The sequence below is a fragment of the Halobellus sp. Atlit-38R genome (assembly GCF_003665925.1).
Classification (GTDB): Archaea; Halobacteriota; Halobacteria; order Halobacteriales; family Haloferacaceae; genus Haloquadratum; species Haloquadratum inordinatus.
Map to the genome: position 1 here is coordinate 178,395 of NZ_QXIJ01000002.1, position 14,788 is coordinate 193,182.

Genomic DNA, 14,788 nt, shown 5'->3' on the forward strand with positions numbered 1-14,788 from the left:
TCCGGAGAATTGAATGTACTGATTCACCGCTGACGGGTTTCAGCGGTCGAAGCCTGCTGGCGGGCGTCTCCACACTCCTGGCTGACGGCGGCCGTCCCGACGCCGACGAGGAGGCCCGCTGCGTGGCCGACGTTGATGCTCGCGGGTGATCGGAGGAGTACGGCTGTGAAAACCTCGATGCCGACGAGTCCGGCGGCACAGACACCGAACAAAAGCGCCAGGAGTTCGAGGTCGGTCACTCGCCCGTGCTGTGGGACGTGCACTAAGGCGAACCCGGCGGCAGCGAAGACGACGCCGCTGATACCGTAGACGGCGACGTTCGGGTCCGATCCGAAGGCGATCCCCCAGCCGGCCAGCGCCGCAATCGAGCCAGCCGCCGCCAGGAGTGCCATCGAGGCGAATCGGATCTTCGAGAGGTGTACCTCCGCGATCCGCCCGAACACGAACAGCGTGAGGACGTTGGGGACGACGTGCGCTAATCCACCGTGGAGTAACGGCGACAACGGCCAGGCGAGCCACGGCGTGCGGAGATACACGTAGTTTGTGGTGACGAACACCGACGGCGCGTCCCACAGGACGGTCTGGAAGGCCTGGAGCGCATAGACTGCGCACACCGCCACCGTGAGGAAGTCCGTGATCGGAGCGGATAGCGAACGGTGTTGGGCGAGGACCGGCCGCACCCCGTTGGCGAAGGGGGTAAGCAGATTCGTCACCGAGACGCGCCGCATCGTCTGTACGTCGAACCCGAACCGCTATGAGTGCTTGGGCGAGCGCGCAGGTCGCTCGCGCAGATTTTTATACGAGGGCGCGGCCAGCCTCGCCGTGACGTAGTGTTCGCCCCGCGCCGAGTCGCGGTCGTCCGACACACCGGCGCGGGAGCCGTCGACCGGCGGTAGCGCAACCCACCCCCACCGAATCCGGTCGAGGAGCGGCGTGTCGGCTGTTCGCCCCAGTGTACGGTCGTCCGCACTCACCAGTCGACCCGTCGGATTCTTGTCGTCCCAGCGTGAGGCTCGGACGTGCGACTCGTCCAGGTGATGGTCCCGACCGGAAAGCGAGAGGCCGTACTCGACGTTCTCGACGGCGAGGACGTCGATTACGCCGTTTCCGACGAGACCAGCGGCCGCGATTACACCGCCGTCGTCACGTTCCCGCTCCCGACGGCGGCCGTCGAACCAGTGTTGGACCAACTGCGGGGCGTCGGTATCGAGCGGGACGCCTACACCGTCGTCGTCCAGGCCGAGACCGTCGTGTCCGATCGGTTCGAGGCGCTCGAAGAACGCTACGAGGCAGAAGAAGAAGAGAACGGAAACGGTGACCGGATCGCCCGCGAGGAACTCGTCGCGCGAGCGGACGAGATGGCACCGACGGTCCGACCGTACGTGCTGATGACTGCCGTCAGTGCCGTGGTCGCGACGGCCGGCTTACTCCTCGACTCGCCCGCCGTCGTCGTCGGCTCGATGGTCATCGCACCGCTGATCGGCCCAGCGATGGCCGCGAGCGTCGGCACCGTCGTCGACGACCGCGACCTCGCGATCCGCGGCGTCAAGCTCCAGGCACTCGGCGGCGGCCTCGCGATCGCCGCCGCGGCGCTCTTCGCCGCGTTGTTGCGGGTGACGAACGTGGTGCCGCTCACGGCCGCGGAGGTGTTCGCGATCGGTGAGGTCAGAGAGCGTCTCGCGCCCGACGTCCTCTCGCTCGTGATCGCGCTCGGCGCGGGCGCTGCGGGTGCGGTCTCGCTCGCCTCGGGCGTCTCCTCGGCACTCGTGGGCGTGATGATCGCCGCCGCTCTGGTCCCGCCGACGGCAGTCGTCGGCATCGGCATCGCGTGGGGCGAGCCGCAGTCAGTCGTCGGGTCTGCGGTCCTCGTGCTCGTGAACATCCTCGCGATCAACCTCGTCGCGCTCGTCGTGCTCTGGCGGTTGGGTTACCGCCCGAAGCTCTGGTTCCGCGAGGAGGAGGCCCGATCGACGACGATACAGCGGATCGCGGTGCTCGCGGTAGTCCTCTTACTTCTCACGGGGATGCTCGGCGCCTTCACCTACAGCTCCTATCGGACGAACGACTTCGAGAAAGACGCGACAGCGGCGATCGAAGCCGAACTGCCGCCGGAAGCGATGCTGTTAGATCTCGAAGTGACCTACGGGGGCTTTCCGCTCCAGACGCCGCAGACGATCGTCGTGACAGTCGGCCACCCACCGTCAGCGTCGCCGCCGCCGGTCGCCACGGCGATACGCGACCGCGTTTCGGCGCTCGCTCCGGATCCGATCGGGCCGTTCGGCCACGAGGAGATCCGCGTCGAGATCCGCTACGTCGGCGTCGATCGCGCGACGGCGTAGCCAACTCTGTCACGGAACCTCGGGTGCCCTCTGAGTAAGATACGCCAAAGTCAGCGCGAAAGGCTCAAAGAGTTCCTTGCGCCAAGCGCGCGTTCAATAGCCGAGCGAACGAACGGGTGTGTATGAACCGTCGAATCGGATTCACAGCAGTCCTCGTTGCAGCGCTCGTCCTCCTCGCCGGGTGTAGCGGACCCCTCCAGTCTACGACGACCGACGCGGCACCGACCGGAGGCGCAGCAGACGGCACAGCGGCGGGAGAAGCGACACGAACGATTTCGACGACCGGCACCGGAGAGGTGTCGGCGGACGCCGATCGAGCAGTGGTGACAGTCGCGGTCACCGCTCGCGCCGACACGGCCGAGGCGGCCCGTAGCGCAGTCGCCGAGAACGCGACGCAGATGCGCGACGCGCTCCGCGACGCCGGGGTCGACGACGAGTCGGTGACGACCGCGTCCTACCGACTCCAGCCCTACTACGCGGACGTTGACCGCAAGACCGGTGAGCGCGACGTGGCCGGCTACGAGGCCGTCCACGCGTACCGGATCGAAACGACGCCCGACGCTGCCGGGACTGTCGTCGACACTGCCATCGGCAACGGCGCCAGCGAGGTCTACGGCGTGCAGTTCACGCTCAGTGCGGAGACACGCGCCGAGCTCCGCGAGCGGGCACTCGAACGGGCGATGAACGCCGCACGGACCGACGCCGACGCGATTGCCGCCGCAGCCAATCTCACCGTGACGGGCGTCCAGTCCGCGTCGACCGGCGGTGACTACGGCCCCGTCTACGCAGTGCGTGAGACCGCTGCCGACGCAGGTGGCGCGCCGACACAGTTCGACGCCGGCTCGGTCACTGTCACGGCGCGAGTCGACGTGACGTACACCGCTGCGTAAGTCACGTCGAGGTCAGGCGATCAGAAAGAGAACCGCCACGCCGCTGAGAACGACGACACCGAGAACGACTGCGACGAGTCGTCCCAATCGGTACGTGCCGAGAAACAGCGCGAGCACCGCCTTGACGAACGTGTTGGCGATCGCCGCAATGACGATTCCCGTCGTCGCGACCTCGGTCGAGACGGTGCCTTTGGCAGCGAGTCGGCTCAGGGTAATCGTCATTGCGTCGACGTCGGCGAGTCCGGAGAAAAACGCCGTCGCGTACACGCCGGACGCGCCCAACCACTCGTTGGCGGACTCAGAAACGAGAAGCACGACCGCGAAGACGGCGCCGAAAACGAGCGCCGGTTGCAGTCGAAACGGATTCTTGAGTTCGTCGACCTCGACGGTCTCGGTGGTGGCCGTCCACCAGTAGAGGAACGCTGCCGAGACGGCCCCGACGGCCGTCATCACTCCCAGGGGTAGCGCGACGCTCGGGAGCAACTGAGGGTTGACGACGGACACCTCGACGAGAGCCCGCGGGAACATCACGACCGACGCGGTGACGACCGCAAAGCCACAGATGCGGTATAGCGTCTCGTTTTCGGCCGTCTTGCCCGCCATCGAGACCGTCGTCGCCGTCGAGGAGACGAATCCGCCGATGACGCCGGTGAGTGCGATGCCACGCTCCGGCCCCAAGAAGCGACCGAGCAGATACGCGACGAACCCGAGGCCGCTGACGAAGACGACCATCAGCCAGACGAACCGCGGATTGAGGCCGTAAAGTACGTCCATCGATCGGTCGGGGAGCGCCGGGAGAACGACTAACGCGACGAGGATGAACTTCGCCGACGCTCGCCGTTCGTGTTCCTCGATCTGGTCGGCGAACGTGTGGATGGGTTCTTTCACCGAGAGGAGGATCGTGACGACCCCGCCGACGACGACCGCGAGCGTCGCACCGCGGTCGGAGTGCATCGTCATCGCCCCCAGAAGCGTCGTGAGCAACGCCGCAACGAGGGTTGTCAGCCCGATGTCCCCCTCGTACCAGACCTTCGCGACGTATGCGACGGTGAGCGGGACGATGAGGAGACCGAGTGCGACCGGGAAAGCACTGCGGAAGAAAATGAAGACGAGCGCCCCATAGAGTGCAAACAGCGGGAACGTTCGACTCCCCGCGAACTTGCCGCCGGATTCGCTCTGTTCGCGTTCGAGGCCGACGAGTGCGCCGAGGCCGAGCGCGACCAGGAGACGCCAGAGGACGTCGACAAAGGGAGCAGTAAGCGGATCAAACATCAGTCACACGTACTCGGACCTGTCAGTCGCAGTGACGAAAGTAATTCGGGACTACTCCTGTCGCGACGGCGGGATGTCGGGCTCCCAACCGACCGCCTCGACCGCCGCGTCGAGCACCTCGTCGACTCCTTCGCCGGTCTCGACGCTCATCTGGAGGTCCGCCTCGACGTCCCGCGAGCGGTCACACTTGTTGTTGACAGTGAGGACGGGGACGTCGCGTTCGCGGAACCGCTCGGCGACAGCGTCGCGGAGTTCCAACTGCGCGTCCAGCGGGTAGCCGCACGCCCCGCTGGCGTCGAGGACGAAAACGACCGCGTCCGCGAGATGCTCGATCGCGCTCACGGCCTGCCGCTCGATGTCGTTGCGCTCGTCTTCGGGTCTATCGAGCAGGCCCGGCGTATCGATGATCTGATAGCGGACCCGATCGCGCTCGAAGTGTCCGACGTGGACGCCTTTGGTCGTGAACGGATAGCGGGCGATCTCGTTCTTCGCGCGGGTGACGCCGTTGACGAACGACGATTTGCCGACGTTGGGATAGCCGGCGACGACGATCGCCGGTTCGTCCGGTCGGATGTCGGGGAGCGTCTTCAGCGCGTCGCGGGCCTCACCGATCCGTTCGAGGTCGTCTGCGACTTCCTCGACGACGTCCGCCATCCGCGCGAACGCCTGTTTGCGGTGTTTGCGTGCCGTCTCGGGGTCGGTCTTGCGGAGCTTCGGCTGGTACTCGCGGCGGAGTTCGGCGATCTGCCGACTCGCCCACGTCACCTCCGAGAGGCTCTGGCGGAGTTCGTCGACATCGACGATCGCGTCCGCGAGTTCGTAGTAGAAGGGATCGACCGTGCCGAAGTCGGGCCACTGCGTGACGACGTTCTCGAGGTTGTCCGAGAGGATCGACGAGGCCGTCTGCAGCATCGACTGCTGGGCCTCGAGCCCGGACTTCGCGCGCCCCGCGCGGGCCGCCCGCGAGAACGCCTTGTCGAGAAGTTCCTCCGACCGGGGCGTCGTCGGAAGGGACTCGAAAATCATATGCGGTCCGTACTCGGCCGAACCGTAAAAGCGCGTCCGTTCGGCCCTGTCACAGGCCGTGCGGCGACGTTGTCGGAAACGCGGCCCTGAGAGCGATCCGTCGGACACCCGCCGACGTTTTGGCGCTCGGAAGCGTGGACACGAGTATGAACACAGACTGGCGTGCCGTCGGCATCGGCTTCCTCGTGATGCTCGTCGTCGGCGCGGTCGGCCTCTCGCTCCCGTTCGTCGGCCAGGTCGGCGCGGGCCTCATCGGCGGGTTCGTCGCGGGCTATCTGGCCGGCGGCGTCGGAAACGGCGCGTGGAACGGGCTAATCGCTGGCTCGATCTCCGGCATCGTGCTCTCTGTGCTCGCCGCGACGATCGGCGGCCTGCTCGGCCTCGCCGGCGGTCCGCTGGGCGGATTCCTCGGCGGTGCGGGCGTCTTCATCGTCGGGATCGTCCTCACGGTGTTGTTCGCCATCGACAGCGCGATCGGCGGGGCGATCGGTGGCCTGATCAGCGGGTAGTTAGACGGTCTCTAAAGACCGAATTACTCGCCTTCGCCCCGGTCGAGATACTCCTGCTGGACGGCGACGACCTCCGAGGAGTCATCGCAGTCGGCGTACCGCCGGAGCGGTTCCTCGTTCAGCTCCAGGAAGGTGTGGCCCCACGTGAACTTCGAGAGCAACTGCTCGGCCCGCTCGCGGCGGCCGAAGATCACGAGTCCGGCGGCGAGCGCCTCGACGGTCGTCAGTTGCATCGGCCGCCCGAAGTTGACCGGGTTCGCGGCCACGAGGTACGGGAGCGCGCGGTGTTCGCCGGGGAGTGAGAAGCGGGCCTCGCCCGCAGATTCCCACGAGCAGTCGAGCGCGACGAGCGGGCCCGCGTCGGCGTCTGCAGGCGAGAGCGCACGCTCGGCGTGGGGGTTCAAGACGACGCCGTACGGCGTCGCTCGGTCGGACCGGTGGAGTTCTACGAGATCGAAGCGCGCGAGCTTTCGCGCCGTGCACTTGTCGGGGTCGTCGTCGCCCTCGTAGCGCACGTGAAGCACCTCGGCAGCGTCGTCCGGTGCAGCGTCCGCAGCGTCGACAGTCACGTCCGAGACGACGAGCGCAGCGGAGAAAAGGCGTTCGTCACGGCCGCGACGTCGCGGGGGTCATACTGTCGAACTTCTGTCCGACAGTATCAGGCCTCCCGTGGGCCACCGTCTGTCGCCTGCACCTCGACGGTGCCGTCTGCCGACACGCGGACGGTGTGGCCCGCGACAGTGAAGACGACGCGCGCGTCGTCGCCGTCGACGGACGCGAGGAACTGCTCGGCGCGTTCGGTGTCGGCGGCGGTGTAGAGCGGCGCTCCGTCCCAGCAGCCGTCCTCACCGAGCGCGGCGACGATCGTCGCATCGAGTTCCTGCGTGCCCCCGAAGTCGTGACGGGCGATCAACTCCCAGTCGGTCGCGCCCCGTCTGTGTCCGGATCGATCGGTCATAGCAGGGACTACCGCTGTCGATCCCAAGAAACGGCGCGACGGTGCGTCCGGATTTAGCCCAGTTCAGCCGGGTGTCGGCGTTACCGAGAAGTTATGATGCCCAAGAACGGGCTATCGGACCTGTTTCGGTCGCAGATGTCCGGTCACTCGCGCTTGCCAGCGCCGACGGCCGACTCGCCGACCGGTTCGTGACCCTCGATGACCTCGGTACCGCCCATATACGGCCGGAGCGGTTCGGGGACGGTCACGGTGCCGTCGTCGTTCTGGTAGTATTCGAGGATGGCGACCATCACGCGGGGGATTGCGAGCCCCGAACCGTTCAGCGTGTGGAGGTAGTCGGCCGATTCGTGGCGTTCGGGACGGTAGCGCAGGCCGGCCCGGCGCGCCTGGAACGCGCCGAAGTTCGAGACCGAGGAGACTTCGAGCCAGCGGCCGCCCTCTGCGGGGCCGTCTTCCATATCGTCGCCGGGCGCCCACACTTCGAGGTCGTACTTCTTCCGCTGGGTGAAGCCGAGGTCGCCCGTACACATCTCCAGGATGCGGTACGGGAGTTCGAGTCGGCGGAGGACCGCCTCGGCCTCGTCGACGAGGCCCTCGAAGCGCTCCTCGCTCTCGTCGGGTCTGACGAAGTTCACCATCTCGACCTTGTTGAACTGGTGGACGCGAACGATACCGCGGGTTTCGGTGCCGTGTTCGCCCGCCTCGCGTCGGAAGTTCGGCGTGTACGCCTGCACTTTCAGCGGGAGGTCGTCGTCGAGGAGGATCTCGTCGCGGTACATATTCGTCACCGGAACCTCCGCGGTCGGGCAGAGCCAGAGGTCGTCGTCGTCCCACGGTTCCTCGTTCGCCCCGCCGATGCGGTAGGCGTCCTCGGTGAACTTCGGGAACTGGCCGGTGCCGATCATCGACCGGGAGTTGACCGGGATCGGCGGGAAGACGTCGGTGTAGCCCTGCTCGCGGTGGACGTCGAGCATAAATTGGACCAGGGCGTGTTCGAGTCGCGCGCCGTCGCCCTTCGTGAAGTAGAAGCCGCCACCTGTCACTTTCGCGCCGCGCTGGAAGTCGAGGATCTCCAGTTCCTCGCCGAGGTCGTAGTGAGGGACGACCTCCTCGGGGAGGCTCCGCAGGTCGTCGAATCCCTCGCGGCGGCGTTCGACGTTCTCGGACTCGTCGTCGCCGATCGGGACGTCGTCGTCGGGGATCTGCGGAATCTCTAGGAGCGCCGCTTCGAGTTCGGCTTCGAGCTCGTCGGCGCGCTCCTCGATCTCTTCGAGTTCCGCTTTCAGCTCCTGTGAGCGCTCGATGGCTTCCTGGGCCTCCTCCTCCTCGCCTTCGGCCTTCAGATCCCCGATCTTCGAGGAGATCTGGTTGCGTTCGTGTCGCAGGTCGTCGCCGCGCTGTTTGAGCTCCCGCCACTCCTTGTCGGTTGCGAGGACGGAGTCGAGATCGACGTCCTCGACGCCTTTCTGTTCCAGGGCCGCGCGAACCGCCTCGGGGTTCTCGCGGAGGAACTGTCTCCCGATCATACCAGTCGCTTCTTCGGGACCCGGCAAAACCGTGTCGCATCCGCGAGCGGCGTCGAGCGGGGGTTCGATCTGTGAATCTGCCGGATGGACGGGTCGCTACCGGGGGTGTACAACGAAAAGACACATACCCGAGGACGGAGTGAACCCAGATATGTCGAATTGGCTCCGTCGACGGTTCACCGACGCGTACGAGCGAATGCTCCGGCGACAGCTCGACGTCGCGCCGACCCACGTCGCGATCATTCAGGACGGCAACCGCCGGTACGCCCGCGAACGCGGCGACGACGCCCCCGACGGGCACCGCGAGGGAGCGAAGACCACCGAGCGCGTCCTCGAGTGGTGCGACGACCTCGGGATCGAGGAGCTGACGCTGTACGCCTTCTCGACGGAGAACTTCGAGCGCCCCGACGAGGAGTTGGAGCCGCTCTTCGATCTGCTGGAGTCGAAACTCTACGAGTTCGCCGACTCCGATCGCGTCCACGAGAACGGCGTTCGGATCGGCGCGATCGGCGACGTCGACGAGCTCCCCGAGCGCGTCCGCGACGCCGTCGACTACGCAGAGTCGCGAACGGCTGACTACGACCAGCTTCGGCTCAATATCGCGCTCGCGTACGGCGGCCGCTCGGAGCTACTCGGCGCGGCCAGAGAGGTCGCCCGCGAGGTCGCCGCCGGCGATCTCGACCCCGAGGACGTCGATGTCGACGCCGTCGAGCGGCGGCTCGCGAAGCACACCACGCGAGACGTCGACCTGATCATCCGGACCGGCGGCGACGAGCGGACCTCGAACTTCCTGCCGTGGCACGCCAACGGAAACGAGGCCGCTGTCTACTTCTGTGCGCCCTACTGGCCGGAGTTCTCGAAGGTCGACTTCCTGCGCGGCCTCCGCACGTACGAGTCGCGCGAGCAGTCCTGGCGGCAGTCGCGAACGGAACGCGCGGTCGCGCTCCTCCGCGCCGTCACCGAGACCGAACTCGCCGACGCGAAGGCCGTCGCCACGCGGCTCCGAGGCCAACTCCCCTCCGCAGGCGCGCGCGAGGTGTCCGCCGAACTGGAGCGCCAGCGTGGGTCCGAGCCGGTCGAGCGCGCCGATTGACGGCCGAACCGACGCACGATCAGCGGTCGGCCGGCGCGCAGTCAGCGACCGAACCGTCGCTGCCGATTCTGGTAGTCGAGGACGGCCCTGAGGTAATCCCGGCGGCGGAAATCGCGCCAGTTCACGTCGGTGAAGTACAGTTCCGAGTAGACGGACTGCCAGATGAGAAAGTCCGAGAGCCGCTCGGCGCCGGTCTTGATGAGGAGGTCGGGTTCGTCGTCGAAGACGAGCCGGTCCTCGATCTGTTCGGCGTCGACCGACTCGGGATCGAGGTCGCCCGCGTCGACCGATTCGGCGATGCCCTGCACGGCGGCGGCGAACTCGCGCTTTCCCCCCAGACCGATGTTGATCCGGATGGGTGCGTCGGCGCGTTCGGTGTCGCCCGGCCCGCGGACGGCGACCGGGCGGGGGCCGTCGACGGTCCGCAGTTCGCGCTCCAGCGTCGGCACGACGGCCTCGTCGAGGACGCTCACCGAAATCGTGACGCGCTCGGCGCCGTACTCGAAGGCCCACCCGAGGAACTCCGAGAGCGTCTCGTAGGCGCCTTGCTCTAAGAGGTCGCGCTCGGTGATCACGACCGCGACGTGTGCGGGCGGGTCGGCGTCGTGGAGTCGGTGGCGGAGGGCGAGATAGCGATCGTACAGTCCCACGCGAGAGCGTGCGCCCCGGAGCGATATATGCCTCCGGGTTCGCCTGCAACGCGGATTGAAGTATAGCAATTAATGATGTTTGAGTAAGCCCTATTATGTTTAAGTATGCACGGTGATTTGCGGATAAATCGCGGAAGCAAATAGGAATGCGAACGATAGTGAATCAATTTGAATTTACGCGAATAGCAGTTCGGGGGATCCACGCCCGATGAACCCGCTCGGGGAGGTGCTGCAGCGACCGCTGTTGCGGTATCTGCTGCGTCCGGTAGCGGCTTTTGGGGGTGTCGTCGCGGTCGGCGTCGCCGGGTTCAGTTCGCTCGGCGGCATCGGCATCGTCGACGCGCTCTTTTGGTTGCTGGACCCGACGAGCATCGAACTCCACTTTCAGGCGCACGAAGGGCCGGAGACGCTGGTGAAAGGATACGCGGTCGTCGTGCTGTCGGGACTCGTCGTCGCCGGCTTGTGGATCGGCGAGACGGTCTTCTCGGCCGCGTTCGGCGGACAGATTCAGACGGAGCTGAAAGAGATGCAAATCGAACGGACGGTCGACGAGTTGCACGGACACATCATCATTTGCGGATACGGGACGTTCGGGAAGACGGTCGCTCGATCGATGCAGGACGCCGAAACGGACGTCGTCGTGATCGAGCAGGAGAACGCCCCGTTCCAGCGCGCGCTCGACGACGAGATCCTCGCGATCCAGGGCGACGCGCGGCGTGAGGAGACCCTGACTGATGCCGGCGTCAAGCAGGCCTCGACCGTCGTCGGCGCGATCGACGACTCGAACGCGAACATCCAGATCGCGATGGCTGCGAGCCAGATCGCGCCGACCGTGCGACTGGTCGTTCGGGTCGGCGACGAGATGTACGAACCGCTCGCGCGCCGCGCCGGAGCCGACGAGGTGATCATCCCGGAGATCGCGAGCGCCGAACAGGTGACGACGACACTCTAACCGGGTTCAAGCCGGGGTTACGACCGCGACGTCGACGCAGTACCACACCCGATGTCGGGAGGGTTAAGTGCGCGTCGGGGGTATCCGGGGGTGTGCAATCGACGCTCCGGCGGGCGAGCGGGTTCGCCCTGGTGGGGACGATGGCGGTTGCCGCGCCGGTGCTCGGCCGAGCGGCGTTCGTCCCGTTCGCCGCCGTCGCGCTCTTTGCGGCGTTCGTGATCACGGACGGCCCGCTGTTCGAGTTGTTCGCCCGCCCCAGCGACAGACGGGAGGGGCGGCTGAACGGGCTCGCCGGCTTCGCGCTGGCGGCCGCCGGACTCGCAATTCTCGCGACCGAAATCGGACTCCCGGTCCCGCTGTTCGTCGCCGCCGTGTTAGTCCTCGCGTACGGAAACCTCGGCAAGCGACTCGTCGCCGAAACCTCCGACGAGCCGTTCCTCGGAGCTGCCGGGTTCGTGATCGGTGGAAGCGTCGCCGGCGTCGCCGGACAGGCCGCGGTCGCCTCGCTGACGGCCGCGCCGATCGTCGCCCCGCGGTTCGCCTTCCTCGCCGTCGCCGGATCGCTGGTCGCCGCGCTCTTCCGTGAGATGCTCTTCGAGCGGGACGACCCGCTGGTGATGCTCTCGACGGGCCTGCTGCTGTGGCTGTTCGACGCGCTCGCGGTCTCGGTCGGGACGGTCGACGTGGCGGCCGCACTCGGCGTCACGATTCTCCTCGGGTACGCCTCCTACGCGCTCGGGGCCGCCTCGGTCGCCGGGATGCTCTCGGGCGTCCTGCTGGGCCTCCTCGTCATCGTCTTCGGCGGCCTCGGCTGGTTCGCCGTGCTCATCAGTTTCTTCGGCATCGGCGCGCTCTCGACGAAGTTCAAATACGAGGAGAAGAAGCGCCGCGGCGTCGCCGAGGAGAACGAAGGCGCGCGCGGCACCGGCAACGTCCTCGGAAACGCCACGGTCGCGCTCGTCTGCGTGATCGGCTTCGCCGCCAGCCACTCGCTGCCGGTCGACGGCACGCTCTTTCAGTTCGCCTTCGCCGGGTCAATGGCGGCCGCACTGAGCGACACGCTCTCCTCGGAGATCGGCGGCCTCTACGACGACCCGCGACTCATCACGACGCTCGAGCCCGTCTCCCCGGGAACCGACGGCGGCGTGACCTGGCAGGGTGAGGTATCGGGGCTGCTCGGCGCGGGCATCGTCGGCGGTGTCGCCCTCGCGCTCCTCCCGGAGGTGACGCTGCTTGGCGCTGCCGTCGTCACGGTCGGCGGCTTCCTCGGGATGACCGCCGACAGCGTCCTGGGAGCGACCGTCGAAGGGCCGCAGTTCGGAAACGAGGCGGTCAACTTCGTCGCGACGCTCGTCGGCGCGGTCGTCAGCACCCTCGCCGCGTTCGTCCTGTTCTGACCCGTGATCCGTCCCGCGCGCCCCTCTGACGCGCAGGCGCTCGCGACGCTCCAGTCGTATCTCGACGCGCCCGCACCCGAACTGCTCGCCTCGTTCGCCGCCGTCGGGACGTGTCTCGTCGCCGTCGACGAGAGCGACGACCGGCCCGTCGGCTACCTGCTCGTCATCGACGGCGAGGACGCCCACCTCGCGGAACTGGTCGTCCACCCCGAGCACCGGCGCGAGGGACACGCGCGGGCACTGCTCGAAGCGGCGATCGAGCGCTCGGCACCGGGCACGCGAGTGACGCTCGTCGTCGACGCCGACAACGGTCCGGCGCGGTCGCTGTACGAGTCGCTCGGCTTTCGAGAGATCGAGTCCCGACCGGGCTTCTACGAGGCAGAAAACGGCGAAGCGACGGACGCCGTCGTCTACGCCTACGACGTCGGTGGCGACGGCGCCGAGCCGTGACCGCGCCTGCGTCCGGTGAACTCGGACCGTTCAGCTCGTGACCGAGTTGGCCAACTGGTCAGCCGTCAGCAGTCGCACGCCGACCGGTTTCTTGACGAACTCGCCGGTCGAGGCGGCCACGGCGTGATCGACGCCGCGCTGGGCCGCCACGTCGAGGAGGCGCTGCGTGAACTCCCCGTCGACGACTGCCGCGTACGGCGCCGGATCGGCGTCGGCGATAGCGTCGAACGCGTCGTCGACCGGGTGCTCGGCCACAGCGACGAGGTCGTCGTCGAGGAGGCGGATCGTCCCGCTCTGGGCGTCGATGACCTCGCGGACGTGATCTTTGAGCGACTGCGGACGAGCGGCCTCGTCGTCGGCTTCCTCGGCGGTTGCGTCAGCAGCCTCGGCGTCCGGTTCGGTCTCCGTCTCGGCGTCCGGCTCCGCGTCGATGTCTTCGGCTTCCTCGGCCGCTGCGTCAGCAGTCTCGGTCGTCTCAGCAGTCTCGGTCGTTTCGGTAGCCTCGACCCCTTCGGCGGTCTCGTCCTCGACGGAATCGCGCTCCGAGGACGCTGTCGGCTCGCCGATCGGACCGCTCGGCGTACACCGTCTCGGGCGGTCGTTTTCGAGCGACGCGCCGTCAGCTGCGGTTCCGTCGGCGACGACGTCACCGGCCGAGGCGTCGGATAGATCGACGTCGGCCGCCGAGCGTTCGGCGGTGTCGTATTTCGTCTCGGACACCGCGTCCAGGGCTCCCGGACCGGGGGTCACCGACTCAGTCGTCGGCGACCCCTCGCGAGGGTCCGTTCGCTCACCGCCCGCGCTCGCCTCGGCCTCGGCGTCGTCGGACGTCGTCGGCTCGAATGTCTCCTCCAGTCCGACGGAATCGATCGGGGCCTTATCGCGGAGAGCCGCGAACACCTCGTGGCGCTTGAGATCCTCGACGGAGCGGCCCTCGGGCGCGAACGCGACGTGGTCGACGGTGCCCACCTGCGCGAGTTCGCGGAGGATGAGTTTCCCACCGCGGTCGCCGTCGAAGAAGGCGGTGGTGTTCCGCCGGTTAGTGAGGTCGGCGACGGCGTCCGGGACGTTCGTGCCCTCGACTGCGATGGCGTTTTTGATGCCGTATCCGAGAAGCGTGAGCACGTCTGCGCGCCCCTCGACGACGATGACGGCATCCGAGTCGGCGACGTGCGGACCGGCGGGGAGGCCCTCGTACTCGCTGATGTCCTCGATGCGAACGCTCTCTTTGACCTCGTCGAGGATCTCCGTCGAGGACATCACGCTCTCGTCGAACGACTCCGAGAGGAGTTCCTTCGCGCGCTCGACGACTTCGCGGCGCTTTGCTTCCCGGACGTCTTCGATGTCGGTTACCTCGACGGTGGCCCGGCAGGGACCGACGCGAGTGATCGTTTCGAGGGAGGCGGCGAGGATGGCCGTCTTGACCCGATCGAGGCTGCTCGCGATGGTGACGGTCCCGAACGACTGACCGTTCTGCGAGTCGATTTCGACGTCGATGCGGCCGACTTTCGACGACTGCTGGAGGTCGCGGAGGTCCAGGTCGTCGCCGAGGAGCCCTTCGGTCTGCCCGAAGATGGCCCCGACGACGTCGGAGCGCTCCACGACGCCGTCTGCGGTGATCGCTGCGTGGATGAGATATTTTTCCGTGTCTTCCATTGGTTGATTCCCCCGATATGGAGGGGTGATGGTGATGTGAGTGTCATGGGAAACCCGATGACGTGCTTAT

General features: G+C 67.1%; 15 protein-coding genes. 7 read left to right on the forward strand and 8 right to left on the reverse strand.

What is annotated here, in order from left to right; all coding sequences use genetic code 11:
* Positions 1-23: 23 nt before the first annotated feature.
* Entirely contained in the window at positions 24-728 is a 705-nt protein-coding gene (locus D3D02_RS03480) for a rhomboid family intramembrane serine protease (RefSeq protein WP_121568595.1), read from the reverse strand.
* A gap of 291 nt (positions 729-1,019) precedes the next feature.
* On the opposite strand from D3D02_RS03480, the gene D3D02_RS03485 reads away from it, so the two are divergent.
* Both D3D02_RS03485 and D3D02_RS03490 read left to right on the forward strand, forming a co-directional pair.
* Complete coding sequence (locus tag D3D02_RS03485) at positions 1,020-2,339, forward strand: TIGR00341 family protein (RefSeq protein ID WP_199722997.1); 1,320 nt, start codon at positions 1,020-1,022, stop codon at positions 2,337-2,339.
* 122 nt (positions 2,340-2,461) lie between these two features.
* Positions 2,462-3,229, forward strand: a complete 768-nt coding sequence (locus tag D3D02_RS03490) for an SIMPL domain-containing protein (RefSeq protein WP_121568596.1) — start codon at positions 2,462-2,464, stop codon at positions 3,227-3,229.
* A gap of 12 nt (positions 3,230-3,241) precedes the next feature.
* Here the strand turns inward: D3D02_RS03490 and D3D02_RS03495 are convergent, their stop codons facing one another.
* Together D3D02_RS03495 and D3D02_RS03500 are read right to left on the reverse strand one after the other, a co-directional pair.
* Positions 3,242-4,501, reverse strand: coding sequence for a DUF4010 domain-containing protein (locus D3D02_RS03495; protein WP_121568597.1), 1,260 nt, complete (start codon positions 4,499-4,501; stop codon positions 3,242-3,244).
* A 51-nt stretch (positions 4,502-4,552) separates the two neighbouring features.
* Positions 4,553-5,527 carry an NOG1 family protein gene (locus D3D02_RS03500; RefSeq protein WP_121568598.1) on the reverse strand — a complete coding sequence of 325 codons (975 nt, stop codon included), beginning with the start codon at positions 5,525-5,527 and terminating at the stop codon, positions 4,553-4,555.
* Positions 5,528-5,673: 146 nt separating this feature from the next.
* Between D3D02_RS03500 and D3D02_RS03505 the strand changes: the two genes are divergently transcribed.
* Entirely contained in the window at positions 5,674-6,036 is a 363-nt protein-coding gene (locus D3D02_RS03505) for a DUF5518 domain-containing protein (protein WP_121568814.1), read from the forward strand.
* Positions 6,037-6,059: 23 nt separating this feature from the next.
* On the opposite strand, the gene D3D02_RS03510 is transcribed toward D3D02_RS03505, so the two are convergent.
* The 3 genes from D3D02_RS03510 to serS all read right to left on the reverse strand — a co-directional run bounded on the left by D3D02_RS03510 (position 6,060) and on the right by serS (position 8,520).
* Positions 6,060-6,560 (reverse strand): DUF367 family protein, encoded by a 501-nt coding sequence (locus tag D3D02_RS03510; protein ID WP_121568815.1) that lies wholly within the window; start codon positions 6,558-6,560, stop codon positions 6,060-6,062.
* 134 nt (positions 6,561-6,694) lie between these two features.
* Positions 6,695-6,994 (reverse strand): HalOD1 output domain-containing protein, encoded by a 300-nt coding sequence (locus D3D02_RS03515; RefSeq protein WP_121568599.1) that lies wholly within the window; start codon positions 6,992-6,994, stop codon positions 6,695-6,697.
* A 143-nt stretch (positions 6,995-7,137) separates the two neighbouring features.
* Positions 7,138-8,520, reverse strand: a complete 1,383-nt coding sequence (serS, locus tag D3D02_RS03520) for a serine--tRNA ligase (RefSeq protein ID WP_121568600.1) — start codon at positions 8,518-8,520, stop codon at positions 7,138-7,140.
* A gap of 151 nt (positions 8,521-8,671) precedes the next feature.
* Between serS and uppS the strand changes: the two genes are divergently transcribed.
* Entirely contained in the window at positions 8,672-9,613 is a 942-nt protein-coding gene (uppS, locus tag D3D02_RS03525) for a polyprenyl diphosphate synthase (RefSeq protein ID WP_121568601.1), read from the forward strand.
* Positions 9,614-9,654: 41 nt separating this feature from the next.
* On the opposite strand, the gene D3D02_RS03530 is transcribed toward uppS, so the two are convergent.
* A complete protein-coding gene (locus tag D3D02_RS03530) occupies positions 9,655-10,263 on the reverse strand; it encodes an undecaprenyl diphosphate synthase family protein (protein WP_121568602.1) in 609 nt (202 codons plus the stop codon).
* A 208-nt stretch (positions 10,264-10,471) separates the two neighbouring features.
* Here D3D02_RS03530 and D3D02_RS03535 point away from each other — a divergent pair, with 208 nt between their 5' ends.
* From D3D02_RS03535 to D3D02_RS03545, 3 genes are all read left to right on the forward strand, one after another.
* Positions 10,472-11,215, forward strand: a complete 744-nt coding sequence (locus D3D02_RS03535; RefSeq protein WP_121568603.1) for a TrkA family potassium uptake protein — start codon at positions 10,472-10,474, stop codon at positions 11,213-11,215.
* Between the two features lie 140 nt (positions 11,216-11,355).
* The gene (locus D3D02_RS03540; RefSeq protein ID WP_199723009.1) at positions 11,356-12,612 is read left to right on the forward strand and encodes a DUF92 domain-containing protein; all 1,257 of its coding nucleotides are present in this window, start codon (positions 11,356-11,358) and stop codon (positions 12,610-12,612) included.
* 3 nt (positions 12,613-12,615) lie between these two features.
* Positions 12,616-13,062 (forward strand): N-acetyltransferase, encoded by a 447-nt coding sequence (locus tag D3D02_RS03545; RefSeq protein WP_121568605.1) that lies wholly within the window; start codon positions 12,616-12,618, stop codon positions 13,060-13,062.
* Between the two features lie 30 nt (positions 13,063-13,092).
* On the opposite strand, the gene dnaG is transcribed toward D3D02_RS03545, so the two are convergent.
* A complete protein-coding gene (dnaG, locus tag D3D02_RS03550; RefSeq protein WP_121568606.1) occupies positions 13,093-14,718 on the reverse strand; it encodes a DNA primase DnaG in 1,626 nt (541 codons plus the stop codon).
* Positions 14,719-14,788: the final 70 nt, after the last annotated feature.

What these genes read in the sequence shown, in the direction of transcription:
- uppS (WP_121568601.1), top strand. Translation starts at nt 8,672, where the DNA reads ATGTCGAATTGGCTCCGTCGACGGTTCACCGACGCGTACGAGCGAATG.
- D3D02_RS03480 (WP_121568595.1), bottom strand. Translation starts at nt 728, where the DNA reads ATGCGGCGCGTCTCGGTGACGAATCTGCTTACCCCCTTCGCCAACGGG.
- D3D02_RS03495 (WP_121568597.1), bottom strand. Translation starts at nt 4,501, where the DNA reads ATGTTTGATCCGCTTACTGCTCCCTTTGTCGACGTCCTCTGGCGTCTC.
- D3D02_RS03500 (WP_121568598.1), bottom strand. Translation starts at nt 5,527, where the DNA reads ATGATTTTCGAGTCCCTTCCGACGACGCCCCGGTCGGAGGAACTTCTC.
- D3D02_RS03540 (WP_199723009.1), top strand. Translation starts at nt 11,356, where the DNA reads ATGGCGGTTGCCGCGCCGGTGCTCGGCCGAGCGGCGTTCGTCCCGTTC.
- serS (WP_121568600.1), bottom strand. Translation starts at nt 8,520, where the DNA reads ATGATCGGGAGACAGTTCCTCCGCGAGAACCCCGAGGCGGTTCGCGCG.
- D3D02_RS03490 (WP_121568596.1), top strand. Translation starts at nt 2,462, where the DNA reads ATGAACCGTCGAATCGGATTCACAGCAGTCCTCGTTGCAGCGCTCGTC.
- D3D02_RS03535 (WP_121568603.1), top strand. Translation starts at nt 10,472, where the DNA reads ATGAACCCGCTCGGGGAGGTGCTGCAGCGACCGCTGTTGCGGTATCTG.
- D3D02_RS03515 (WP_121568599.1), bottom strand. Translation starts at nt 6,994, where the DNA reads ATGACCGATCGATCCGGACACAGACGGGGCGCGACCGACTGGGAGTTG.
- D3D02_RS03505 (WP_121568814.1), top strand. Translation starts at nt 5,674, where the DNA reads ATGAACACAGACTGGCGTGCCGTCGGCATCGGCTTCCTCGTGATGCTC.
- dnaG (WP_121568606.1), bottom strand. Translation starts at nt 14,718, where the DNA reads ATGGAAGACACGGAAAAATATCTCATCCACGCAGCGATCACCGCAGAC.